This window comes from Methanococcus voltae (genome assembly GCF_017875395.1).
GTDB classification, from domain to species: domain Archaea; phylum AGJL01; class Methanococci; order Methanococcales; family Methanococcaceae; genus Methanococcus; species Methanococcus voltae_C.
Genome location: NZ_JAGGMO010000002.1, coordinates 192,182 through 218,662 on the forward strand (window position 1 = coordinate 192,182; position 26,481 = coordinate 218,662).

Here is a 26,481-nt window from a genome sequence, read left to right on the forward strand (position 1 = left end):
TAATCGAGCAGATGATGACGTTATCCCCAGCTGATGATTTTTCAAGCGATGAGATATTTTTCATGAAACCTGATGCTCACCTTTTATTTTAAACACTTTAAAAAAAATTGAAAAATTGGTATGATTTTTATAAGTAATATAATTTAAAATTAAAATGTTATATAGTTATTTTATCTTAAATTCCCAGCTTACTTCTCTTTTTATTAATATGAGATTCAATATTTGAGGCTGCTTTCACCATATCCGTTTCTACATCTAATTTAGCACCTGTTAAATTCTCTAAATCGTGAGTAAGTAATTTTACTAAACTGTCTCCCCCAGTAACTGGAGGTAATGGTGAAACGTGCGTATATAAACCGAATCCTAGTGCAAATAAAGCGTCAATGGTTGCCTTTTGCTCCATATATTCTGGTGCAGTTACTGCAATTGGTAAATCTTTTGTATCTACACCTAAAGCCTTGGTTAATTCTGTCACTAGCATAGATATTCTACCTGTATCAGTACAAGTTCCAAAGCTAAGTACTGGAGGTATTTTTAATAATTTACAAACTCCTGCAAGTTTAGAGCCTGCAATATCTATCGCATCTAATGAAGTTAAACCTGCAACCTGTAAAGCTGCGTTTCCACACCCTGCACTCACTACTAAAATGTCTTTTTTGATTAATTCTTTTGCAATTGCCACTGTATTCATATCGTGACCATTGCCGTGTATTGAAGTACAACTTATCAAAGCGACGACCCCTTTAATGTCTCCATCTTTGATAGCGTTTAATAATGGGTCTAAACTACCACCTAATATGTTCAATATGGCTTCTGTAGATACACCAACTATTGCTTCAGTTTTTCTATTAGGTACATGGCTCTTTGTTGATTTTCTAGTTTTGTAGTTTTTAAAGGCGATATTTATTATTTCATCTGCCATTTTTTCTACTTTGTGAGGTTCATAATCCATATTTATACTTACATGGGGCAATTTAACAAGTTTTGATACGGAAATTAATGTAGCATTGTACTTCTTGGAATATTCGTTCAATCTTGGAAGGCTACAATTCATATCCATTGCAAAAACGTCTACTGCATTTGTGGCCAAAAGTGGCTCAATTGTAATCCAGTTACCTGTTAATCCAACAAATACGTCATCTACATTAAATCTCTGTATTAATTCTTGACCGGTTTCAATAGAACCTACTATTCTTAACCCTTTTGCACCTTCAGCTCTTGCTCTTTCTTGTATTTTTGAGGTTCTTGCCATATTAATTAATGCTGCACCAACGAAAGGCTCATGACCATTTACCACAATGTTTATATATTCGGGATCAAGTATTCCTAAATCTACATCTACCTTGTGAGGCATTGGTGTACCATATAATATGTCTTGTACCATTTCTAGACCTATTTGTGCCCCATATATACAAGAAATTCCCAAACGCATTGCTTTTAAAGCTAATGAAACGTAATCGCTATCTACATTGGTTAAACAACTTGATGTGGAAATTAGCATTTCCTCTTGAGGTCCTGCCGGATATATTCCCAATTTATTCCAAAGTTCTTTACGTGGCTTTGGTGCAAAACGCTCAACCATTATGGATGGCTTACTAGTATAAGTTTGCTCATAAAGGAACTTTGCCAAATTTACCGCAGTTTCATTTACGGAGGTGACTTTTAAGCCACATGCGTTTGCAAAAGTTTTTAATTTAGTTATATCTTGAATTTCAAATGGAGTCCTACCTTCGGCAGTTGATTTTAAGGTTCTGAATGCTTCCTTTGCGTGATATGTGTATGTACTAGTTCCCATAACATTTCTAAGTAACATATATCTCATTGCCATTGCATCGGGACCAATTCCACAAGCTCCGGATTCTATTTTTCGCTTCCCCTCAATAACCGGAGTTATACGACATGGTCCATTACTACAGAGTTGACAACTCATACCTTGACTGCAAAAACCACATCTAACGGTTTCTTGCTGGTCTTCTCGGTCAAAAATGTTAGACATGTTGTCATCTATTAATTTTTTGTACATTTCGTTTATCGAATCATGTTCTGAAACTTTTTTCATACGACCCCCTCATCTTCGTATACAAAGTAATTTTTATTTTTCATAATTTAAATATTAGGATGTACTTCTCAATTAAACTAGATAGAATAAATTAATAAATTACTAAATTATTAAATAAATTAGGGGACGTAGTAAGAAAAATAAAAAATAAAAAATAAAAAATATTAAAATAAAAATAATTAAGTTGTATATTCTGCATTAATTCTTACGTATTCGTGACCTAAATCACAACCAAATGAGGTATTTTCAAAATTACCCCTTTTTAAATCGATTACGAATTTTATTTTTTCTTTTTGGATTAATTGTTCAGCTTCTTTTAATTCTGGCGTTCCGTCATCAGCTATCTGTACACCATCTTTTACCAAGTAGGTAGATTCGTTAAAATCACCTATGGATAAATCGAAAATGTCCATGTCCATATCTGCACCGCTGTAACCGATAGCTGCTACTATTCTACCCCAATTAGGGTCGTTACCAAATACTGCAGTTTTTACCAATAATGACCTTACAACTGCCATAGATGCCTTTTTGGCATCTTCCTGGGTCTTTGCACCTTTTACAAGCACTTCAACTAATTTTCCAGCACCCTCCCCATCTCTTGCCATCATTTTTGCTAACTCTTGGCATACTAAGGATAAAGCTTTGTCAAAAAGTTCTTTGCATTCTTCGTATTTTACGCCACTTTCACCATTTGCCATTAAATACAAACTATCATTGGTACTAGTATCTCCATCAACTACCGTATTGTTGAAACTTTTTTCAGTAGCATCATATAAGCAGTCTTCAATATCATTAGCGGAAATTTCAAGGTCTGTTGTAACTACTGCCAACATTGTTGCGTGTAATAAGTTTTTTGGTTTTTGCATATTTGGCGCTATCATACCCGCACCTTTTGCAATACCCCCTATTTTAACAACTTTGTCATTTGAGGTTATTTCTATGCAAACACTTTTATTAAACGCGTCTGTTGTCATTATTGCTTTAGATGCGTTTTCGTTATCACTTTCTACTTTTAAGTTAGAATATGCTTTTTCAACTCTATCAATTATTATATCCATTGGCATTTTCCTACCAATTACGCCAGTAGACGCACTTAGAATGCGATTTTTAGATACGTTTAGCAGTTCTGACGTGACCTTTACCATTTTGTTATTGTCCTGCATACCGTCCTTAGTAAAACAGTTTGCATTACCGCTGTTTATGACTATTGCATTAAACTTTTTATCATCACTACTTAGCAATAAATCTTTACAGTACTTTACAGGATGTGCATAGACTTTATTGGATGTAAAAACTCCTGAACATACAGTATTTGGATTTTCAGAGTAAACAATAGTTACACCGTACTTGCCTTCCTTGTAACCATTTGCTTTGAAGCCTTTTGGGAATACCACACCCATTTGCTTTTTATCTTTATTTTCGTTATATTCACCGTCTTCTTTATCATCTGAAAAAATAAAACTTTTATCGATTTTTTTTAACCTGTTAGTCATTTATACTCACCCATAATAATATTATTTTTAAAATTAAATAATTGCATACATAATTGCATAATTTAATATTATATCAATATAATAAATATAATATATTATTTTGTATATAAACTTAAAATTAAATTAGAACCAAAATATATTAAATATGTTAAAATATGTTAAAATATATTAAAATCCTAAAAAAATCACAAACTTGCGATTATTAAATCATAGATAAATACAATTTACACAAAAGTCAAAAAGACATACTTTAAAAAGTGATAATATGAATATAAAATTTTTAAATAAAAATGAATTGGTGGAAAATTTAAAAAATATAGAAAATCCACTTTCCTTGGTAATATTGGGACATTTAACACTATTAATTTTAGCAGTACCTTATTATGGTAAATTTGAGCCTACTGTTTATTACTCGATACTAGTGATGTTTTTTAACATTGCAATGTTTGGAATACCTTATTTTGTAAAAATTAGCTTCGATTCACAAGATAATAAAGACATAACAAATGCTAAAAATAATGAAAATGATGAATTAGGAATTGCAGAAAATTCCGATAATTTAAAAAATAATTCATTAAAATACCACATAATAAACAATTTACGGGACTTTAAAAAACCTCTTGCGTTACTTGGCTTAATAATATGCGGACTAGTTGCAGGAAATGGTATTTACGCATTTTTAGGCATTGGAGCAGCCATATTATTTATGATAATTGGATTTGCCCTCTTAGAATTATTCTTTGGGTATTATAGAAAATACAGCTTGGCTTGTAATAAAGAATATATTATAAGGAATAAAAAAGAAAATAAAGAAAATAAAGAAAATAAAGAAAATAAGAGAAATATGGATAAAATAGGATATTATGCGGGTTTATTTGGTATACTATCATTTATAATAATAGTTTTAAAATATGGAAATATTCCCCTATTAGATTATACAATAAGAATGGGGATTGCGAATGAGCCTTTAAGACTTTTATCATATGGTACTTTGTCATATTTTGCTTTAAGCGGATTTTTACCCTTTATAATTGCCTTGGGTTTAAATATTGGATTAGGCTATAAAGCAGGCGTTTTAACGGTTGTAGTATCCTATTTAATTTGGAAAAAAAAGACTTCAAAAATAAGTTTTGCAAAATTGGTGTTTTGGGCATTCATATTGCTAGTATTTTTAGGGGTAATGTCAAAACTCATAATAAGCACTTCAGGGCAAAATTGGAGCTTAAACTTCATAGAAATGTTATCATATAGGGCATATTTTGATATAATGTCATTTGATAAAGTTATACACTATCCTCAGATGTTAATGGGAAGTACTACATTTATACCAAACGGGGAGCAGGTAATTTCGGAATTAATATATGGATATAAGCACAATATAACAACAACCATGTTTGCACCGTTCCATTTGGACTTTGGCCTATTTGGGGGCGGTTTCTTAGCATTCTTATTTGGTTTAATTTCTAAAAAGATATATGAAAATATAGATTTAAAATTGTATTGTATATATGGGGCAATTTTACTTTCAATGACCGAAATAGGATTTAATTATGGATTTTTGATAGTTGTAGCCTTATTTTCATATATGGCAGTTAGAATGCAGGATTATAAAATTAAATATATTAAAAATATACGTTAAAAATTAATGTGTTTAAAATAATTTGTAAAATAATTTGTAAAATAACTATAAAATAATATGGAGTAATATGGAGTAATATGGAATAATCTAAAATAATATAAAATAATTATAAATAAAATATGTGTTAATTAGTTAATCCCAAGGTGATTTATAATTTATATGCCCTTTGGATGTAACTTTTAATTTTACTTTTTCATCTTTATTTATATCCTTTAGATTTTCATCTAATTTATTGTATCTGTTGCCACCCATTGAAGATTTTAAGGACGATTTTAAATCTTTGTATATTTCATCTTGGTTTTTTCCAGTATTCTGAACGTTTAAATGCTCTATCTCGTTTATCTCTGCGACATGGTTTTTAATTATATCTTTGCTATTTTTAGAATTTAATTTTGAATTTTTTAAACTATCCTTTTGGTATAATTCATTTATTTTATGAATATCTTGGCTAAATTTATCTAAATTTTCATCTATTTTACTTAATTTATCCAAACCTTTAATATTAAGGTTTGAAGAATTATTTATGACGTTATTTTCATTGCTATTATTGTTATTACCATTTTGTTGTTGTTCTTGCCTACTTAATCTTAATTTTGCTAATTTTTCATCAATTAGTTTTATCTTTTCGGATTCTTCATCATCCACAGTATTAATTTTTTCTTCTTCAATATCTTTAAATTCTGATTTTTGTAAATGTTCCTCGGATAAAATACTTCTAAAATCCCCGTTTTTAGGTATATCTTCAACCCTTATGTAATTTTTAGAATTATATTTCATCCCTTCTAAATTTTCTAATTTAAGTTCGGGTTTTACAACATATTTTAATTCAGTCTTTAATTCTGTTGATTTTGGAATCTCTTGAACTTGAACTTTTTGAATGTCTTCTTGATATTCATCTTGATATTCATCTTGATATTCTTGGAGTTGTGGATTTTCAGATGCTTTAATAGCGTTGGCATTATTAACACTATTATTAGTTTTAAAAGCCTCTGGTTTTGAATCTAATTTTAAGGTTGCATTACTATCGCTATTCTTATTAGCATTAATATTGCCACCACTATTTATATTTCCAATTTCTTTATCGTGACTTATCAAATACTCATTAAATGAATCTTTAATCGATTTTTGAATTGTATTCATCAACAAAATGTTATTGTCTGCAAAATAACTATATATTGCATCATGATAACAGGAACTTATTTCTATGCAATTGTCTTTAAAATGAGTATTTATACCCTCTTTAAAAGAATTTACAATTAAATCTTGAGGATTATCTGTTTTAGAAATATAATGAGTCAGATAGTTTTCTAAATTACTATTTAATGATTTTTTAATTAATTCGTCTATCCTTTCAGTGTTTTCTAAAATATATGATTCTATATAATCATTCATTTGTTTTTCAATTATATTATTGATTAATTCATTGTTTTCGTGCAAATAACTCATAATATGGCTTTCTAAAGCACTCAATACCATTTCTTCCGCGTTAAATTCCATATTATCACCAAATCTAAATTAAATATATTTTTAAATATTTAATATCTAATATCTTAATATGATTTATAATTTATAATTGTAATTCATAATTCTTGTAATAAGAATATAAAAATTTGTTATATAATGATTATCATTTGATTTTATTTTTGATTCGCTAGCTTAGTGACTTAAAGAAAATAATATATAATATCTATTCATTATAATTAGATAATCGTATTTCAATAATAAATTTTATTATTTGAATATACTTATTTATTCGATATATTTATCAAAAATAGGTGGAATTTTGAAATTTGCATCAAAACTATTGATAAAATTAGGTATCATACTCATTATTTTGATTTTAGGTATAGCCACGATAGGATACTTATCAGGCGCATTTTTTGGACCGGAAAAATCCACTAAAAGCATTGTTGAGAATAGTCCTTATTCAGAATTTTTATATGTGGACAAAGAAGTTGCTACAGACTTTATAAACGATAGCATGAACATATCGATATCACCAAGTATGTTATTCTTTGTAGATTCCGTTTACATAAACCTAGATAACTCTACGATTGAAGATTCGAACATAACTGAGGATAAAAGCGATACTAATATTAATTCTAGTAATAATGGTAGTAATAGTAGTAATAGCGAAAATAAAACCGAAGTAGCTATTAAAACACCATTGTGGTTTTTAGGTTATTTATTCGCAGGTGATGACATTTCTATTGAAAATGGATATATATTCATTAATTCAAAACATTTTGGAAAACCAGACTTTAATTATTCATACGAAGAATATAACGGTTTAATGGAAGGAAATATCGTAGTTTATTCAAAAGAAAAGCTAATAATCCTAGATAGTGACGATAAATACAATTACATGCAGATGGTATTTAAAAATACTGATGATTATGCAAAATATTTAAACGAAACTAAAGCACAAGATGATGATTTATTCGCTATTGATTGGACTACAGTAGGTTTAGGCGTAAAATTAAATTCAACATTACAATATAATGGTGATTATGTAGTGGAAACGTCTATATTTAATAAATCAAGTATTTCCGATAACATAGACTATATAAAATTCCAAAAACTTCAAAAGATTGAAGAAAAATTCTCCTACGCCGGTCATAACATTAGTGACTTAAGATTTTTACTAAATAATAGTTCAAATGAAGAATATAATTAAATGAAGAATATAATTAAATAAATAATTATTTTTATTTTTATTTTTAATTTCTTTTAATTTCTTTTAAGTTATTCTTAATTTTAATTTTTTATAAAGCATACGTTTAAATTTCAAAGTATACATACTATTTTGTATAAGATTATCGATTATATCAATTATCTATCTTTTATCTTTCATTTTTATTTAAAATTATTTTTAATTATTTTGGTGATAAGTTGTTATATAAAGATTATTGCGAAATTATAGAGAAAATAGAGAAAACTACCAAAAGATTGGAAAAAACAGATTATTTTGTGGAATTAATTAAAAAACTCGATGAGGAAAAAGAAAAATCACGACTTTCAAATAGCCCGAATAATTCTGCCGAAACACTTGCTATATTGTGTAAATTATCGATAGGTAGGGTTTTCGCAGAATATGAAAATAAAGAATTAGGAATAGGCTATAATTTATTAGTTGAAGCTTTTAAATCTGTTGGAATCTCCGAAAAAGACATATACGCTAAAGTAAAGGAAACTGGAGATTTAGGACATTCTGTTGAACTTTTGAAATCCGAAATAAAACAGGTTACACTTTTTCAAACCAAATTAACGGTTGAAGAAGTATATAATTCCCTCAAAAAATTATCTACAATTGAAGGAGCCAGCTCTCAAAAAAAGAAAATAAGAACAATTTCTAATCTTTTGATATCAGCTAACGCTCTCGAAACACGATATCTTGCTAGGCTTATTTTAGAGGATATGAGAATAGGTATGAATATCTCCACGATACTTAGTGCTTTTTCAATTTACTTTAAGATACCAAAGCCAGAGTTAGAAAAAACGTACGCTGTAACAAATGATATTGGAAAAATAGGGGAGCGGCTACTTTCTTACGATGGAAATTACTATGAGAACTTTAAGAAAGACAAGGAATTGCACTTAAAACTATTTAGACCAATAAAACCGATGTTAGCACAATTAACGCCTTCAATAGATGATGCAATCGTGGAAATGGGCGTCCCTCAGTTTGAAACCAAATATGACGGTGCAAGAGTTCAAATCCATAAGAATGGTGAAGATGTTAAGATATACAGTAGAAGACTTGAAGACATAACAAACTCCATTCCTGAAATAGTTGAAGAAGTTAAAAAAATTGATTGTAATCAGCTTATAGTTGAAGGAGAGTGTGTTGCAATAGATGAAAATGGAAAACCTAGACCATTCCAAGATATATTGAGAAGATTCAGACGTAAGTATGATATCGAAAAGATGACTTCGGAAATTAAACTTAGAGTATTTTTATTTGATGTCATATATATGAATGATGAAAGTATAAGCGACTCGTTACATATCCGTCGTGAAAAACTTGAAAAAATACTAAATAAGAAAAATAATTTCGATATTGATGAAAATGGGCAAATTATTACATCTCCAATTGATGAGGTGATAAATCTATCAACCAAATTAATTACAGATGACGTTAAAAAAGCTGAAAAATTCTTTGATTGGTGCTTAAGTATTGGTCATGAGGGTGTTATGATTAAAAATCAGGATGCCTTGTATACTGCAGGTAGCAGAGTAAAAACAATGTATAAATTTAAGCCGACGTTGGATAACTTGGATGTTGTTGTAACCCGTGCCATATTTGGGAGGGGTAAGCGTAAAGATTGGTATGGCTCCTATGAAATTGCAGTACGAGGAGATGGAATTAATGAAAATAACGAAATTGTGGGCATTGAAGGAATTGGGGAGTTAGGTGGAACTTCTTCATCATTTGAAGATTCTGATTTAGAAAATAGTAACTTATATGTTATCGGCCATGTGGGTAGTGGATTAACAGAGGAAAACTTAGAAGAGCTTACCAAAAAAGTAAATGAAATCAAAGAAGCAGATTTAGACGGCGAAGTTATTGTCGAACCTAAAATCGTATTTGAAGTATCTTATGAAGAGATACAAGCTTCTGAAAAGTATGAAATTGGCTATGCACTACGATTTCCGCGTGTAATCAACATAAGATATGATAAAAATATTGACGATATCAATACTGTTGAAGACGTAAAAAGGATATATGCAATTCAAAAAAATAGGAAAAATAAATAATTCCGATGATTGAAAAAATACGGGTTAAAAATTTGATAGACTGGACGGTTTAAATTAGAAAGTTTTATATAGTTATAATTGATAACTAATTGTATTGGTGGATGATGAACGGAGTAGCTTCTGATTTCATGATGATTTTGATCCTACTGACACCAAACTTTTTATTGTAAATATATAGTAACTATTTTATTGTTTTATTTGAAAATAATGGTTATTTAGCTTTTAGCTAATTAGTGAATGATGAATCTTTATCTTCTGATTAACTTAACAATTCATGATGAAAGATGGGCGAGCTGACACTAATTTATTTTCAAAAGAATTATTTATAGAATTTATATAATAAAGTTATAAAATAAAATTATTTTTAAAATTTAAAAAAATAAAAATAGAAAAGTTATATAAATATTATTTTTGTATTATTCTTATATTATTCTTATATTATTCTTATATTATTCTTATATTATTCCTGTATTATTCTTGTTCTGCTTTTAAAAGAACTAAACCGCCGAGTAAATCGCCTTTTTTAATATCTCCATTTGTAGTAGCTAAAAATGTTACGCTATCAATGACTCTTTCGAATTCAAAAGGTACTGGAATTTCCTCCCCTGCTGAAATCACACTACCATATTTGTTAAGTTTGTAGGCAGATTTTATAATTACAGATCTTGGGTCTAAAGCTATTTTTTCAACTTTTATCTCAGTGATATCTCCTTTTTTTACTTTGATATCTTCGTCTGCGATTAATAAAACTTTATCCCCAATTAATTCAAAGTGTAAATTTGCATCTTTAATATTTTTTTCGCTCAATTCGCCTTCAATCTTCTTTATTTTACCAATTATTCTAAACATTACAATTCACCTTACTTGTTAAATTATAAATAAGACATTAATATTTTAATTCCATAATTAGTAATCAATAATTACTAATGTATTATTTTGTAATACATTATCTATTTTAATTCATTTAATTATATTATAGTTAAACATTTTATAGTTTTTGATATAATTTGAGATAAATGCTTTATTGAATATTATGATAGTAAAATAGCCAGGTATAAAACAATTGAACAAGATAATTTAATTAAAATAAATTTTATATGAAAATTGAATAATTGTTTAAATAAAAAAGGTAGGATATACGTATCCAGTAAGAAAAATGGGATACATATGCAATTTATTTAAACATTACCCATAAAGAATATTATGTATTGTTGTATATATCAAAAATTTTTTTATAAATATAGGTATTCTTATAGGTATAATTAATTATTTTACATTTGTATGACATATTGTGGTAGGATAATATGCCTTACATATGATTATGATTATCATAGTTAATATATAATCACTATTTGAAATTTTAAATATGTGAAATTAACTAAAAAAAATGATTAACAAAAGATAATAGTATAATAATCTTTATATGATTATTATGCTTCTCTTGCATCAATTCTTGCTTTAATTAATTTCAAACGGAAGAAGTTTTCTCTTTCCATTTCATCTAATCTCATTGAAATGTACTTTTTGGTTTCGTCCATTCTTGGAATTACAACGTATTCAAGAGCGTTAACTCTTCTCTTTGTTGTAATAATTTCCTGAGCTAACATCTTGATGGATGTCTCAATTTCTGCAAGTTCTGCAATAAGTTGAAGAGCTTCTTCGAAATTACTTGCTGCTTCATCTAATTTTGCTGATGTACTGTAAGGGCTGTACCCTCTTGTTGATATATCTCTTTTAACGTTGTTTATTTCGAAAGCAGGTACTGAAATACCCATAACGTTTCTCATATCTACGTCAAGTTCGATGTTATCGTTTTTAGCAGCAAATGAAGCCTCTTTAACTGACAAAGTACCCATAACAGCTTGAGCCATTATTAAGTCTTTGTAAGCTTTAGCAAGTGCATCGTTTACCTTTTCCCTTATTCCAGAAGCTTGATTCAAAATATCAAAAAATTCCATCATAAGAGCGTCTCTTTTTTGTTTCAAGAGTTTGTGCCCTTTTTCGGCTAATTTGATTTTTGTTTTCAATTTTAATAATTCCATCCTTGTAGGGTTAACTTGTGCCATATTATCCCCCGATAAAAATTTGTAATAATTAAATTAATGATTGGATAATTGAATTAACACACTTATTAATAGCTAATTAGTGACTAATTAATAATTAATTAGTGGTTAATCAATTTATTCATTAATTAATTATTTTCTGAAATTTGGGTGGTATTTTTCGATTAAGTCTTCAGAGATTCTCTTAAGCTCTTCCATAGGTAAGATAGCTAAGATATCCCATACATAGTCGAGTGTTTCCTCGATGTTTCTGTCTTCGTCTACGCCTTGTGTTACAATTCTGTCTTCGAAAGCTTGAGCGAATTTTAAGTAAGCTCTGTCTCTGTCTGTAAGTGCTTCTTCCCCTACAACAGCAACTAAGTCTCTTAAACCTCTACCTTCTGCGTAAGCAGCGTAAGCTTGGTTAATAACTTTTGAGTGGTCGTCTCTTGTTTTTCCTTCGCCGATACCGTTACCCATTAATCTGGATAATGAAGGTAAAACGTCTACTGGTGGGTAGATACCTTTCCTGTTCAATTCTCTTGACAATACAATCTGACCTTCGGTAATGTAACCGGTTAAGTCTGGGATTGGGTGGGTAATATCATCGTGAGGCATTGTTAAAATAGGTATCTGAGTAACTGTTCCTTGTTTACCTTTAACTCTACCAGCTCTTTCGTATAATGAAGCTAAGTCGGTGTACATGTAACCTGGGTAACCTCTTCTACCTGGAACCTCGTTTCTTGCTGCTGCAATTTCTCTTAAAGCTTCACAGTAGTTTGTTAAGTCTGTTAAGATAACTAAAACGTGCATTCCTTTTTCGTAAGCTAAGTATTCAGCTGTGGTTAAAGCAATTCTTGGTGTGATGATTCTTTCAATAGCTGGGTCGTCAGCTAAGTTAATGAAAACAACTGCTTTTTCTAAAGCTCCTGTTTTTCTGAACTCTTCGATGAAGTAGTTTGATTCTTCACTTGTGATACCCATTGCTGCGAATACAACCGCGAACTGTTCTCCTTCTCCCCTAACTTTAGCTTGTCTTGCAATCTGAGCAGCTAACATGTTGTGAGGTAAACCTGAACCGGAGAAGATAGGGATTTTTTGACCCCTAACTAATGTGTTAGTACCGTCGATAGTTGAAATACCTGTTTGAACGAAAGCGTTTGGTGAAGCTCTTGATACAGGGTTTAAAGGTGAACCGTTAATATCGATTTTTTCTTCAGAAATGATTTCTGGACCTTTATCGATTGGTTTACCTGCACCATCGAAAACTCTACCTAACATATCCATTGAAACGCCTAATTTAGCTGTTTCGCCTGTGAATCTAACTTTTGTTTCGCTAGTGTTCAAAGCTGTTGTACCTTCAAATACCTGAACAACTGCTACTTCTTCGTTAGCTTCCAAAACCTGTCCTGTTCTTTTTTCGCCGTTTGGTGTTGTGATATCTACGATTTCCCCGTATGAAACACCTTCGATTCCTTCAATAACCATTAAAGGACCAGCAATTCTTGAAACTGATGTATACTCTATGGTTTTTTGCATTGCATCCATAATAACCCTCCTTAATTTAATAGGTTATTTTGTTTGTTATTTTGTATTTTTAATTTAATATTTTCCTTAATATTACAATTAAACAATTAAACAATGGAAATAGATTAATTCAATATATCAAATAATTCAATATATTTCATTATATCTACAATTCCGTCTAAATTCATAATCTAACGCAATTAATACAGCAATTAAATTTTAACCATTATATTAATTATATTAACTAAATTAATTAGATTAATTAGATTAATTTGCTTAATTCAGCGTCCATTTTTGAAATCATTTCTGGAGCTTTTTTGTTTAAAAATTCCTGTTCTTCAACATACTTCATTCTTGCAATATCTGCTTTAACAGTAACTTTTGAGATTTCTGCTGGGTTTGCACCTTTTGCAACTGCGTCAAGAGCTTTGTTGTAGTATGTCATAATAACTTTTAACATTGTGTACTGTTTCATAGGTGAACAGTAGCTGTCAATTTCGTTGAAAGCATCTTGTTGTAAGAAGTCTTCTCTTAACATTCTTGCAATTTCTAAGATAACTCTTTCTCTTTCAGGTAATGCGTCAGGACCAACTAATTGAACGATTTCTTGTAACTCTGCTTCTTTTTGGAGCAAGTTCATAGCTTCGTCTCTTAAAGCTCTCCAGTCTGCACTTGTGTTTTCTTTCCACCATCCTGCGATATCGTCGATGTACAAGGAGTAACTTGTTAACCAGTTGATAGCAGGGAAGTGTCTTCTTCTTGCCAAGTTAGCGTCTAACGCCCAGAATACCTTAACGATTCTCAAGGTGTTTGAGGTAACTGGTTCAGAGAAGTCACCACCAGGAGGGCTAACTGCACCAACGATACAAACGAATCCTTTTCTGTCATCGCTACCTAAACAGTCAACTCTACCAGCTCTCTCGTAGAACTGAGCTAATTTTGATGATAAGTATGCAGGGTAACCTTCTTCACCAGGCATTTCTTCCAATCTACCAGAAATCTCTCTCATTGCTTCTGCCCATCTTGATGTTGAGTCAGCTGTTAATAAAACACCGAAACCCATATCTCTGAAGTACTCTGCAATTGTGATACCTGTATAAACTGAAGCTTCCCTAGCAGCTACCGGCATGTTTGATGTGTTCGCAATTAATACGGTTCTGTCCATCAATTTGTTTCCTGTTTTTAAATCGTCTAAGTGTGGGAACTCTTCGATAACCTCAGTCATCTCGTTACCTCTTTCACCGCAACCGATGTAAACCACAATGTCCACGTCTGACCACTTAGCCAATTGGTGTTGTGTAACTGTTTTACCACTACCAAATGGACCAGGGATAGCTGAAGCACCACCTTTTGCTAAACCAAAGAATGTGTCTTCTACCCTTTGACCAGTGATTAAAGGAATTACAGGAGGTAATTTCTCTTTGTTTGGTCTTGGTTGTCTTACAGGCCATTTTTGCATCATGATAACGTCTTTGTCACCGTTTGCTGTTTCTACAACTGCTACGGTTTCTTCAACGGTAAATTCGCCTTCTTTGATTTCCTTGATTGTACCGTTAACGTTTACAGGCACCATGATTTTGTGTACGATTGAAGCTGTTTCCTCAACTGTACCAATGATGTCTCCACCTACAACTTTGTCGCCAACTTTTGCAGTTGGTTTGAAGCACCATTTTGCATCTCTTGATAAAGAAGGTACACTTACCCCTCTTGGGAGGTAAATTGAGTTTGTAGCATCTTCAATTGCGTTTAATGGTCTTTGAATACCATCGTACATTGCTTTTAACATACCTGGACCTAATTCAACTGAAAGCGGAGCACCTGTTCCTTCTACAGGTTCTCCAGGTTGCATACCAGCTGTTTCTTCGTAAACCTGGATAATAGCTTCATCTTCAGTCAACTGAATAATTTCCCCAGTTAATCCTTCGTTACCTACTTTAACAACTTCGTACATCTGTGAGCCTTTCATACCTTCAGCAACAACAACAGGACCGGCGATTTTAGTAATTTTACCGACGACCATTTTTTCACCTCAAATGAATGGAATAGTTGTCTAATTCCATCGAAAGAGCATTTATTAATTATTTTTTTTAATAATGTTCGATTAATATTAATTATTATATTAAATAGAATACAATAAATCTATATTTTTTTATTATTCTATATCATTATTGTATAAATTAAGTTATAAGTATTATATTTGTTTCTTTTGGAATTACAATGGAAATTAAGCTTGTTACAATATTGTTACAATATTATTATAATAATATCATTATTATAGATATTATCAATATCGTTAATATTATTATTTAAGCTCAACACCAACTGCATTTCTCACGAGTACTTTAACAGGGTCGTTTTCCCTTACAATTGGACCTTTTTTATCAGGAACTTCAACGATTGTGGTTTTCATTCTTGATATTGAATCTCTGATTGATTCACCAATTCTTTCGGTTGTAACGATTAATCCTATTTCTTTGTTTTCTTCGAGTTTAGTAATTGCTTCGAGTGCTTCGTCAGTGTTTGAAACATCATACACTTCTGTAAGACCAGCAAGCCTGAACCCTGTAATCATGTCGGAGTCTCCAACTACACCTATTTTCATTTTATCACTCACTCATTAATTGCCTTTTAATGCGTTATTGCACGATAATTAAGCCATTAATTTTCTGATGTCTGTAGCGGATAATCCTTCAATTTTTCCTTTAATAATAATTTTTAATTTTCTTATTTCAGCTTCTTTTGAAGTGATTAATCCAATAATTGGCCCTACACCAAATGGCTGTCTGAGAGATAGCTTTTTACCAGTTGAAACTACGTAATCGTCAAATACTTTCTCAAATTCGTAGATTGAATTGGTTTTTTGGTATTCTTCGAGAGCGTGTGTTAACAATGGAGCGTATTTAGTACTATCTAAACCACTAATTACACCATCGATTGAGTCAGCTTCTGCGAGTTCTTTTAATTTCCATGAAGCAAGTTCGTAACCTGTTTCAGTAACGTATTTTAAAACTATTTCTGAGGATAATTTATCAGCTTTACCTTTTAAGATAACTTTCAAGTTTTCTACGTCGATTAATGTACCCACATATTCCTTGAATAAGTCTTTTTCAGTTCCGTTGATTGATACGTTTTTCCAGAGATTTTCAAGAATAAATTTGTCTAAAGCCAATTCCATTGTTGTTAATCTTTTGGTTTGTTCGTAGTCAGTTAATCCTTCTGAAAGTAATTTTGAAAATTCGTAACCTTCCAAGCTACTTGCAAGTTCTTCTACGGATTTTGTTTCGCATAACTCTCTTAATTTATCCTTTAAACTTCCGAGAGGTACTAATAATGAATATGTTTGTTCAGCATTTAAGCCTACAAATTTAGCTCTTAATAATGTTTTAATGTTTTTAACATCAAACTTCATTTCAAATAATTTTAAGATTTTCTTTGCACCTTCTGGTGACATGTGTGCGAGAGCCTCGTACAAATGAGCTAAATGTGTGTCTAACGCCTTTTCAGCAAATGTTGGGTCGTTTTCATTACCTAATGCATCTAATAAGTAAGGTCCGTAATCACTATCTTCTAATTGGTTGATTAATTCAGTTGTTCCTGCTGATTCGATTAACTCGTTTATTTTATTTTCATCGAGTAATCTAGATTCCATACTTCTAACTCTTGCGTTAACGTAAGCGTATGGTGCAGTTTCTGAAAGATATCTAATTAAATAGATAATAATAACCATAAAGACAATAATAAAGCCAAGAACCAACAATGTGATAAAGACATCAGGTGAATTCATAAAGTTTTCAATTAATGATACTGCATCATTCATCTAAACCACCTTGCACCTTTTTATCTTAATTTCCTAATTCTAGTTTTGTGCGTATTTTGAACAAATTACAATTGCAAATTATAATTAAATTATAATTAAATTACAATTAGAATAATAAATCTGCTATTTTTGCTCTTACACTATCTAAATTTCTTTTGAATGTTGATTCAAGACTGTTGTCGGATACTTTTGTACCATCTGCTGATTTAACAATACATCCGCCGATTATGTCGATTGGTTCGCCTTTTTTCAAGACTGTTACAATGTTCAATTTTTCTTCGACTTCTTTTTCGAGTTTCCACAAAGTTTCGTCACCGATTAATTCGAAGTCATTTTTGTTCATTTCGAGTGTCAATTCTCCGCCACCGATTGAGAGAACGCCTTTAATTACCATACCTGTTAAGATGTCTTTGTATTCATCTTTTTGAGGTAATTTCATTAAATCTTCCTCTAATTTTTCGAGTGTCATTTGAATTGTATTTTCTCTTTCTTCAAGCAATTTCTTTTTTGAGGATAATCTTGCATCAGCTAAAATTCTGTTTTCAGCCATTTCTGCTTCTTTTTCTCCTTTTCTAAGAATAGCTTGCTTTCTTTTTTCAGCTTCTTCTTTAGCTTCTGCGATTGTTGCTTCGTATTTAGCTTGTGCGTCAGCTACGATTGAATCAGCTTTTATTTTTGCATCTTCTTTAATTTTGGAAGTTATCTTTTCCGCTCCCATATTTACACCTTTAATAATTATTTGTAAGATAAATTGGGATATTTCCTAATTTTAATTTCGATTTCGTTTAGCTAATTACAATATACCATATACACTATACAATATACAATTGCAAATTTACAATAATTGTTATAACTCTTCAAATTTAAAATAAAATAATAATAAATGAATATTATTTTATTTTATCATCGATTATTGAGTTATTTGATTGTATTTGAGCTTTTTTTCGAAATTAAGTATTGATTTACAGTTGATTAATTAGATATTTGCTAATTTACTATTATTTAATTTACAATATCTAATTTACAATATCTATTTTTGATTTAGATTCGTGTTTATTGTTTATTCGTACTAATTACTTCTTAAGATACTTAGAACATGATACCGAGCATGATTAAGATAGCAATTAATAAACCGAAGATAGCGAATGTCTCTGACATAACAGCTAAAACTAAACCTCTACCCATAACTGATGTATCTCTTGCTGTAGCACCGATTGCACCAGCTGCGGTAATACCCTGACCAATACCTGAAAGACCAGCGAAACCTACACCTAAACCAGCACCGATTGCTGCAATTGTTTCAGCACCTGGTCCAGTGAACACTTGAACTAATAAAAGGATTGATACTAATAAACCGTAGATAGCCTGTGTTTCCGGAAGTACGGAGAAAACCATAGCCCTACCGAAAATACTTGCATCTTCTGAAACTGCACCCAAACCGGCTGCTGCTGCAATACCTTGACCGATAGCTGATAAACCAGCTAAACCAACGCTCGCACCTGCTGCTAACATTGCCCATTCAGGAGCTGTTTTGAAAACGAATAATATTAAAATCGCAACTAAGAAACCGTAGAGACCTTGTGTCTGCGGTAACGCTTGGAATACGATAACTTTACTGAATTGTTTTGGGTCTTCTGCTAAGACACCTGCACCACTTGCTCCAGTGATACCTGCACCTATACCTGAACCTAAACCTGCAATACCTACTGCTAAACCAGCACCTATAGCTCCGAGTAATAATGGATTTTCAAATACCATCATAAACACCTCAATTTTTTACGGATGTAATGATTATCGAGATTATCGATTGATTATCAATTTTTTTTATTATTTTTAATATTTATATTATGATTTAACTAATTTAATACTATAATTAATTCATTAATAAGCTATTTCTTAACAAGATTATTAGCAAAATATTTATTAATTCATTAATTATTCAGTGTACTCTTTTTTAGCTTTAAATGGAATAAATTTCTTTCCACCGCCTTCGTAGAATTGTCCGAAGAATTCCACATAGTGAAGTCTTAATGAGTGGATGAATGAACCTAAACCATTCATTGAGAAGTTAAATGCGTGTCCACCAATGAGCATTAACACAGCTAAGATAACACCTACAACAGGTACTGATTTGTCGAGTAAACCTGCCATAATGTTTACAGCCATTGCTAAACCACCGGTTGATAAACATAAAGCCAAAAGCCTTGCGTAAGATAACACGTTACCTAAGAAACCTGTAATATCTAAAGCACCTAACATTGCGTCGAGTACTCCGCCGTTTTTAAATCCTTTGTACATGCTTAATAACATAACTGGCACTAAAACGCCTACTGTAACCATTCCATTACCTGTAAGTGACGTAAATATAATCGCAAGGATTAATAACATCCACATACCTTGGTTTAAGAATGCGTCAAGGAAACCAACGTTTTTAAGTGTATCTTTGAATCCAAGGTACATACCTACAAACAAGTGAGCTATACCCAATATGATTGAGAATAACAAAATAGCTATAGGACCATTGTTGATTGAAACACCAAAGAACTCGAATAATGGACTTGCTTCGCTAATGTAAACGCTTGCACCTAATGGATTAACCAATGCAAGTGCTGTTTGGAATATATCAAATCCTAAGAACTGTAATGCAAAGTCACCTAAGTAGCTTCCAGTTAAAATACCTGCAACTATTGTAACAATACCAGATAATTTTAAAATGTAACCTAAGTTATAAGCACCTTCACTTACCTTACCGATTCTATGTTGTAATATTAAACCTGCTATAGTGAGTAATACACCGTAGAAAGCATCTGTTAACATGATACCATAGAACAATATGAATGTAGGTAACAATAATACTGTTGGGTCAATTTCATTATATTTAGGCATTGAGTACATTTCTGTTAACATCTCAAATGGTTTAAAGAATTTTGAGTTGTTTAATTTAACAGGAATTTCTGATTCATCTACGTCAGGTTCGTCAATTTCAACTACAGCATAGCCTTCGGAAGCACTTTCGATAATTTCCTTAGCTTTGTTTACGTCAAATTTAGGAGCCCAAGCTTCGACTAAATAGGTTCTTTCAGTCATACCCATTGATGAGTAAGATTCAGCCCTATCTTTTTCATTTTCTAATATTTCATATGTAACGAGTAATTCATCGTTCCATTTTTTGCCTAATGCTTTTAATTTGTCGACAGTTGACTTGATTTCGCTTTTAACGGTGTTTAATTCGCTAACTGCGTTATTCAATACACTTGAAGGTGTACCTTCTGCATTAATATCAAATCTGTCAAAACCGTGTTTTCTGAGTTCTGCGCCTGCAACTTCAGCATAGTCTTTTAACATTGCGATTATTACAGGTAATTTCTCAGTTTTGCCGTCTTCGTCAATAAAAGTCTTGCCAGCTGCAATGGATATACATCCTTCGGTTAACTGGTCCAAGTCTGCTTCGAATTCGCTAAATACCGCTTTATTTAAAATACCTGCTGTTACGTAGGTGTATTCGCCCATTCCGAGGTCTTTGATATCATAATCAAAGTCGGTTAAGTAACTAACATTTTCTTTTAAATTTTCAAGTGCGGTTTCTTTGCTTTCAAGTTCTGATAACCTGGCTGCGGGTTCTGATACTTCGCTTTCAACGCTGTTTACAACATTTTCAACATAATTCAATGCTTCCTCTGCGGATTCAAAGGTTACGTTTTTCTTTGTAGGTAACACAGGGTTTAACATAGTACCTAATGTTACTTTTTCTTTGTCTGCAACGTTTGAGAACAAATCAAGTGTTTTATTCACTTTTATCATAAGTGAAGCTACATTTCTACCGTATTCTGCAGATGATGATGATTTAACAATTGTTTTCCATTCAGCATCTTCTAATTTGGCAGTTAAATCGTAAAGCTCCACGAGCCCGCTTTTATGGAGTTGTCTAACAACAGCATCCACTTTTTCATCCAAGATGACAGCCCTAATTTTGCTCATTCTTGCGGGTCTCAATAAAACCACCTTTTAATTGAATAATAGATAATTTTTATTGGTAATTACTTATTACAATTACATATATTCGTTATAAATGTTTATTACAAATGTTTATTTAAATTTCATATAATTTAAATTTAAATGTTCATCCATTATAAATTTAGCATTTATTGTAAATATAATATCAGTTGTAATTTGTAATCTAATAATCAATATAATATAACAATTTTATAATAATAATTCATTATTCAAATTGCATAACGTCTTCCAATCTTATTGATAAGATTTTCACTTTTGCAAGTGATGAAACTTCTGCAACTTTTTTATTTTCGTTAGCAACTATACAGTCAGCTTCTTCTTTAGCCTTAGCTTCAGCTTTAGCAACCATTTCTGTAACAGTTTGGTCAGCTTCTGCCTCAACTTCTGAGATAATTTTCTTGCCATCAATGATAGCTTGTGCTTTTATCCCTTCAGCTTTTTTGTTAGCTTCGTTTATAGCATTTACAGCTTCATTTTCTGTATGCTTTATTTCCTTAATGGTATCTATAGCACTCACAGAATAACCTCCTTTAAGAATATTTAGTATATCCCCTACACTAACTATATATAATTTGTTATTGTTTGAACTTTCAAAGTGTGAAAACTCGATTATTAATAACATTGCGTAATAATACTATACAATATTAAATTTAACGTTTATACGATAGCCATAATCATAAATAGTCGGAATATTACGATTTTACAATTAATTGCAATATAGTATTACACTATAATATTACAATATATTATTATAACATACCATTACAATTTGTAACGAAATATTGAGACATTACAATCAAATTTATAATTATTAATCGTGAAGTTAAATTGTAATACTCATACTTTATTATACCTATTTTAATAGTTTTGTACGAGATTGAGAGTTATTGAATATGCTTTATGCACGAAACATTCTAGTTTTTTATTTTTATTTAGTATATTGTTAATTAATTTGTTAATTAATAATTAATAACCATGTAAATTGTATATGGTATCTACTAAATTCTAAGCATTAACATTGGCAAAAATCGCCAATAATACTATCTAATATATAGTATCACATAATGTCATAACTACATATTATTTTCTTGTATTAATACATTACAGAATTTAGGAATAATATACACCAATTAACAGATATAGGTTAGGTATTACATCTAAATAAGTAGATAAATCAATCTAACATAAGTTTACTACTTAAATATTTTTCCCAATATTATATATCAATTTAATATATAATTGTTATATACCCAATTCTGAATTGTTACAGTTTAATTGGATGTAATAGGTTATTATAAATAGTTATTATATAAATTTTATATAAATTTCATACAATTATTATGTAAAATATTAGTAAGAATTGTAATATCAAAATATTTAATTTATAAATTTATATATATGTAATCATCGAAAGCAAATAGAAAGACATATAAAACAAAAAAATTTTAAAGGAACTTATGTAGTCCTATACACTTAATATCAGTTATTGCAAGTTATTTTTACATTTAAATTATTTTAATGACTATTTTTAATGAATAATTTATAATACTCAAAAAAAACTATTTTTCAGATGTTTTATGTATTACCCACCAAACTTTACAAAAATAATATATTTCGACAATTGTATAATTAAAATACAACACTGTGCGAAATACTTATATATTAGATAATTAATAGTAGGAAATGATACAATTTGTCATTATTAATCATGATGAATTATTGATTGTATAATGTAGAATATAGTGGTTAGTGGTTATGTGCAATTGAATAGTAAAGTGGTGAATTCGAAAGTACATGTAATGTTATATTAATCATAGAATTCAAAATTATTATTGATGGTAATAAATTGTAGAAAATTTCAATATTGATATTGTGGTTAATCAGTTTGAAGTTTGAATATTATAAATTAATAGATTAATATATAATAAATTATTAAATTAGTAAAATTAAATACTGGTAAAACGATATTTTGGGTGAAATCGTGAAAACTGGGGATAAATACATATTATTGGAAAAAATGAGTCCTCTTCAAAAAGAAGCACTAGATAACCCTGAAAAGTTTTGGGGCGAGCAGGCCAAATGTTTAGATTGGGAAAAAACTTGGTCTAAAGTATTAAATTGGGATTACCCGAATGCAGAATGGTTTGTAGGCGGAAAATTAAATGCTTGCTATAACTGTGTAGATAGGCATATTAAAGGCAATAGAAGAAACAAAGCGGCAATAATTTGGGAAGGAGAAGACGGCAGTTGTGAAGTGCTTACATACTATGAATTATACAGACAAGTGAATATGTTTGCAAATGTACTTCAAAACTTGGGCGTAGAAAAAGGAGACGTAGTTGCCATATATATGCCAATGATGACAGAAGCTGTTGTAGCAATGCTTGCTTGTGCAAGAATTGGGGCAGTACATAACACAGTATTCTCAGGTTTCTCTTCAGAAGCACTTTCGGAGAGAATAGACAATTCAAAAGCAAAAGTACTGGTTAGTACGAATACACTATATAGACGTGGTAAAAAAATAGATTTAAAGGGCATTGTAGATAAATCAGCTTTAAACTGTAACTCATTAAATAACGTAATTTACGTACCTAGGGGAGACGAAGATATCGCACTTTCATTTGGTAGAGATTACCTCTGGGACGAATTAATGGCAGGAGCACGTAATAGAGTTGAGCCTGAAATAATGGATTCAAATGACCCATTGTTTATATTATATACTAGTGGTACAACAGGTAGCCCTAAAGGTGTAGTTCACGCTACAGGTGGCTATTTAACTTATGCTACTAAAACAATGGACTGGACATGGGGTATTGAAGATACTGATGTATTTTGGTGTACTGCAGATATCGGATGGATTACAGGACACTCCTATGTAGTATATGGTCCTCTTTCATTAGGTTCAACGATTGTAATTTACGAAGGTGCGATTGATTATCCAGAACCTGATAGACTTTGGAAAATTATCGAAAAGCACGGTGTAACCATATTATACACTGCACCTACTGCAATCAGAATGCTCATGAAATACGGTGAAAAATGGGTTAAAAACCATGATTTGTCCACACTTAGACTTTTGGGTACTGTGGGAGAGCCAATTAACCCAAGAGCTTGGAAATGGTACTATTCAGTAGTCGGAGATAAAAACTGTCCAATTTGTGACTGTTACTGGCAAACTGAAACTGGTGGACACGTTATTTATCCACCAAATGGTATTCAAACAATTCCTTTAAAACCAGGATCTGCAACGTTTGCAGGAGTGGGCATTGAAGCTGATATCGTAGATAAAGATGGTAAAAGCGTTCCACCAAATACTAAAGGTAATTTAATTATCAAAAAACCATGGCCGGGTATGTTAAAAGGTTTATGGAACGACCCTGAAAGATACAAAGCTTCATACTGGAATAAAATACCTGGAGTATTTGCTACATCCGATTACGCTATTAAAGATGACGATGGATACATATGGATATTGGGAAGAGCTGACGAGGTACTCAATGTAGCAGGTCATAGGATAGGTACTGCAGAGCTTGAACACGAGTTAGTTTCAAATCCGATGGTTGCAGAGTCCGCAGTTATTGGTAAGCCTGATGAAGTTAAAGGAGAAGTACCTGTTGCTTTCGTAACGCTTAATCCGGAATATGTTGGTAGACCTAAGGAAGAGCTTAAAAAAGAGCTTATTCAGTATATAAGAGATACAATGGGACCTATTGCTATTCCTTCAATAATCTTCTTCGTTAGCAAAATGCCTAAAACCCGAAGTGGTAAAATTATGCGTAGAATTCTTAAAAAGTTGGTTGTTGGCGAAGAAATAGGGGACATAAGTACCCTTGAAGATACAACTAGCGTAGATGAAATAAAACAGCAATTAAAAGGTTCTAAAACATTTAATAAATAAAATAAACTTATTTTTTATTTTTATTTTTATTTTTATATTATTATTCTTTTATTATTCTTTTATTATTCTTTTATTATTCTTTTTGTATTGTTATTATGAAATAACATTTATTTTAAAATAATATTACGAAATAGTTAGATTTTATGAAATAATAATATAATATATCATAAAATACATAAAAACCCAAATTATAAATTTTATAACGTATACGAATAAACAGAGTATAAAATAGAAATTAAGTCCTTTATTCGTTTCCTAAATTAGATATTAACCTTTTTAAATAATCTTTCAATTTGGATTCTTCGTCATCTGAAAATCCAGATAATATCATTTTTGTTTGGGCGTTACATTTTTCGAAACCTTTTTCTTTAAGTTCTAACCCTTTTTTAGTCAAATAAATTAATTTAACTCTTGAATCATTTTCATCAAAAACTCTTTCGATAAGCTCCTTTTTTTCTAAATGATCAATTAAGTTAGAAACAGATGAAGCCTTGATGCCCAAATAACGCTGTATTTCTGATTGAGTTATGCCGTCTTTATACCATAAGACTTCTAAAACATTAAATTGTGAGCCAGTAACCCCTAATTCTTTGAATGATTGGTTACATTTTTTGCATAATTCGGTCTTAATGGAATAAAGCAAGTGATTAATTGAATTATTTTCGCTCCTTTCGGGTAATTTAGTCATAGTATAACCTCTAATCATATCATCATATTTACAACATTGAAATTAAAAATATGAAAATTAAAATTCATACTGTTATGTCACGTTAGTAGTATTGTAGTATATTGTTTCGTACATTATTTAGCATGTTGTTCGTACATTATCATATTATTAGCATATTATTTAGTATATTATTTAGTATATTATTTAGTATATTATTTAGTATATTAAATATATTTAGCACAGATTTAAATATATAACAATTATGGATATTAATCATGTTTTGAATAATATTATATACTTATATATTTAAAGTTTTTAATATATTAGTATTTGCTAACTAATTTAGATATAGGCATATGTTATTAATATAATATACTGTTATATCCCCATATAATACCCATATGTTACATACCTATTATATATTTATCCATGAATGTGAATAGATAAATTAATATACTAGTTCTTAGATATCTAATATTATAATATTATTAGATATCTAATATTAGATATATAAAATTAACATATCTAAAAGTATAATAATTAATTAAATTTATCAAAAACACGTTA

General features: G+C 30.5%; 18 protein-coding genes. 4 read left to right on the forward strand and 14 right to left on the reverse strand.

Translation table 11 applies throughout. From position 1 onward, the window contains the following. Positions 1-175: 175 nt before the first annotated feature. Positions 176-2,059, reverse strand: a complete 1,884-nt coding sequence (cooS, locus tag J2127_RS03245) for an anaerobic carbon-monoxide dehydrogenase catalytic subunit (protein ID WP_209732058.1) — start codon at positions 2,057-2,059, stop codon at positions 176-178. 179 nt (positions 2,060-2,238) lie between these two features. Continuing rightward, positions 2,239-3,459, reverse strand: coding sequence for a bifunctional ornithine acetyltransferase/N-acetylglutamate synthase (argJ, locus tag J2127_RS03250; protein WP_209732297.1), 1,221 nt, complete (start codon positions 3,457-3,459; stop codon positions 2,239-2,241). Positions 3,460-3,817: 358 nt separating this feature from the next. Between argJ and J2127_RS03255 the strand changes: the two genes are divergently transcribed. Further along, on the forward strand, positions 3,818-5,191 hold the full coding sequence (locus J2127_RS03255; protein ID WP_209732060.1) for a hypothetical protein: 1,374 nt from the start codon (positions 3,818-3,820) through the stop codon (positions 5,189-5,191). Between the two features lie 132 nt (positions 5,192-5,323). Here J2127_RS03255 and J2127_RS03260 read toward each other — a convergent pair whose 3' ends face one another. Next, positions 5,324-6,688, reverse strand: a complete 1,365-nt coding sequence (locus tag J2127_RS03260) for a hypothetical protein (RefSeq protein ID WP_209732062.1) — start codon at positions 6,686-6,688, stop codon at positions 5,324-5,326. Between the two features lie 286 nt (positions 6,689-6,974). Here J2127_RS03260 and J2127_RS03265 point away from each other — a divergent pair, with 286 nt between their 5' ends. Together J2127_RS03265 and J2127_RS03270 are read left to right on the forward strand one after the other, a co-directional pair. After that, positions 6,975-7,868, forward strand: coding sequence for a hypothetical protein (locus J2127_RS03265; RefSeq protein WP_209732064.1), 894 nt, complete (start codon positions 6,975-6,977; stop codon positions 7,866-7,868). Between the two features lie 215 nt (positions 7,869-8,083). Next, positions 8,084-9,949 carry an ATP-dependent DNA ligase gene (locus J2127_RS03270; RefSeq protein ID WP_209732066.1) on the forward strand — a complete coding sequence of 622 codons (1,866 nt, stop codon included), beginning with the start codon at positions 8,084-8,086 and terminating at the stop codon, positions 9,947-9,949. A gap of 471 nt (positions 9,950-10,420) precedes the next feature. Here the strand turns inward: J2127_RS03270 and J2127_RS03275 are convergent, their stop codons facing one another. The 10 genes from J2127_RS03275 to J2127_RS03320 all read right to left on the reverse strand — a co-directional run bounded on the left by J2127_RS03275 (position 10,421) and on the right by J2127_RS03320 (position 21,971). Beyond that, positions 10,421-10,798 carry a DUF22 domain-containing protein gene (locus tag J2127_RS03275; protein ID WP_209732068.1) on the reverse strand — a complete coding sequence of 126 codons (378 nt, stop codon included), beginning with the start codon at positions 10,796-10,798 and terminating at the stop codon, positions 10,421-10,423. Positions 10,799-11,379: 581 nt separating this feature from the next. Continuing rightward, complete coding sequence (locus tag J2127_RS03280; protein WP_209732070.1) at positions 11,380-12,015, reverse strand: V-type ATP synthase subunit D; 636 nt, start codon at positions 12,013-12,015, stop codon at positions 11,380-11,382. 129 nt (positions 12,016-12,144) lie between these two features. Next, positions 12,145-13,539: a V-type ATP synthase subunit B gene (locus J2127_RS03285; protein ID WP_209732072.1), complete on the reverse strand. Its 1,395-nt coding sequence runs from the start codon at positions 13,537-13,539 to the stop codon at positions 12,145-12,147. A gap of 241 nt (positions 13,540-13,780) precedes the next feature. After that, a complete protein-coding gene (locus J2127_RS03290) occupies positions 13,781-15,538 on the reverse strand; it encodes an ATP synthase subunit A (RefSeq protein WP_209732074.1) in 1,758 nt (585 codons plus the stop codon). Positions 15,539-15,820: 282 nt separating this feature from the next. Then, entirely contained in the window at positions 15,821-16,120 is a 300-nt protein-coding gene (locus tag J2127_RS03295) for a V-type ATP synthase subunit F (protein WP_209732076.1), read from the reverse strand. A gap of 48 nt (positions 16,121-16,168) precedes the next feature. Further along, positions 16,169-17,335 (reverse strand): V-type ATP synthase subunit C, encoded by a 1,167-nt coding sequence (locus J2127_RS03300; RefSeq protein ID WP_209732078.1) that lies wholly within the window; start codon positions 17,333-17,335, stop codon positions 16,169-16,171. Between the two features lie 106 nt (positions 17,336-17,441). Next, the gene (locus J2127_RS03305; protein ID WP_209732080.1) at positions 17,442-18,053 is read right to left on the reverse strand and encodes a V-type ATP synthase subunit E; all 612 of its coding nucleotides are present in this window, start codon (positions 18,051-18,053) and stop codon (positions 17,442-17,444) included. A gap of 371 nt (positions 18,054-18,424) precedes the next feature. Then, positions 18,425-19,093, reverse strand: coding sequence for a V-type ATP synthase subunit K (locus J2127_RS03310; protein WP_209590964.1), 669 nt, complete (start codon positions 19,091-19,093; stop codon positions 18,425-18,427). Between the two features lie 177 nt (positions 19,094-19,270). Continuing rightward, positions 19,271-21,328: a V-type ATP synthase subunit I gene (locus tag J2127_RS03315; RefSeq protein ID WP_209732082.1), complete on the reverse strand. Its 2,058-nt coding sequence runs from the start codon at positions 21,326-21,328 to the stop codon at positions 19,271-19,273. 226 nt (positions 21,329-21,554) lie between these two features. Next, on the reverse strand, positions 21,555-21,971 hold the full coding sequence (locus J2127_RS03320) for a hypothetical protein (protein WP_245326431.1): 417 nt from the start codon (positions 21,969-21,971) through the stop codon (positions 21,555-21,557). Between the two features lie 1,359 nt (positions 21,972-23,330). Here J2127_RS03320 and acs point away from each other — a divergent pair. After that, positions 23,331-25,247 (forward strand): acetate--CoA ligase, encoded by a 1,917-nt coding sequence (acs, locus tag J2127_RS03325; protein ID WP_209732084.1) that lies wholly within the window; start codon positions 23,331-23,333, stop codon positions 25,245-25,247. 244 nt (positions 25,248-25,491) lie between these two features. On the opposite strand, the gene J2127_RS03330 is transcribed toward acs, so the two are convergent. Next, a complete protein-coding gene (locus tag J2127_RS03330) occupies positions 25,492-25,935 on the reverse strand; it encodes a MarR family winged helix-turn-helix transcriptional regulator (RefSeq protein WP_209732086.1) in 444 nt (147 codons plus the stop codon). Positions 25,936-26,481: the final 546 nt, after the last annotated feature.

What these genes read in the sequence shown, in the direction of transcription:
- J2127_RS03300 (WP_209732078.1), bottom strand. Translation starts at nt 17,335, where the DNA reads ATGAATGATGCAGTATCATTAATTGAAAACTTTATGAATTCACCTGAT.
- J2127_RS03320 (WP_245326431.1), bottom strand. Translation starts at nt 21,971, where the DNA reads ATGTTATTAATAATCGAGTTTTCACACTTTGAAAGTTCAAACAATAAC.
- J2127_RS03290 (WP_209732074.1), bottom strand. Translation starts at nt 15,538, where the DNA reads ATGGTCGTCGGTAAAATTACTAAAATCGCCGGTCCTGTTGTTGTTGCT.
- J2127_RS03330 (WP_209732086.1), bottom strand. Translation starts at nt 25,935, where the DNA reads ATGACTAAATTACCCGAAAGGAGCGAAAATAATTCAATTAATCACTTG.
- J2127_RS03275 (WP_209732068.1), bottom strand. Translation starts at nt 10,798, where the DNA reads ATGTTTAGAATAATTGGTAAAATAAAGAAGATTGAAGGCGAATTGAGC.
- J2127_RS03280 (WP_209732070.1), bottom strand. Translation starts at nt 12,015, where the DNA reads ATGGCACAAGTTAACCCTACAAGGATGGAATTATTAAAATTGAAAACA.
- J2127_RS03305 (WP_209732080.1), bottom strand. Translation starts at nt 18,053, where the DNA reads ATGGGAGCGGAAAAGATAACTTCCAAAATTAAAGAAGATGCAAAAATA.
- J2127_RS03255 (WP_209732060.1), top strand. Translation starts at nt 3,818, where the DNA reads ATGAATATAAAATTTTTAAATAAAAATGAATTGGTGGAAAATTTAAAA.
- argJ (WP_209732297.1), bottom strand. Translation starts at nt 3,459, where the DNA reads ATGGGTGTGGTATTCCCAAAAGGCTTCAAAGCAAATGGTTACAAGGAA.
- J2127_RS03285 (WP_209732072.1), bottom strand. Translation starts at nt 13,539, where the DNA reads ATGGATGCAATGCAAAAAACCATAGAGTATACATCAGTTTCAAGAATT.
- cooS (WP_209732058.1), bottom strand. Translation starts at nt 2,059, where the DNA reads ATGAAAAAAGTTTCAGAACATGATTCGATAAACGAAATGTACAAAAAA.
- J2127_RS03260 (WP_209732062.1), bottom strand. Translation starts at nt 6,688, where the DNA reads ATGGAATTTAACGCGGAAGAAATGGTATTGAGTGCTTTAGAAAGCCAT.
- J2127_RS03295 (WP_209732076.1), bottom strand. Translation starts at nt 16,120, where the DNA reads ATGAAAATAGGTGTAGTTGGAGACTCCGACATGATTACAGGGTTCAGG.
- J2127_RS03310 (WP_209590964.1), bottom strand. Translation starts at nt 19,093, where the DNA reads ATGGTATTTGAAAATCCATTATTACTCGGAGCTATAGGTGCTGGTTTA.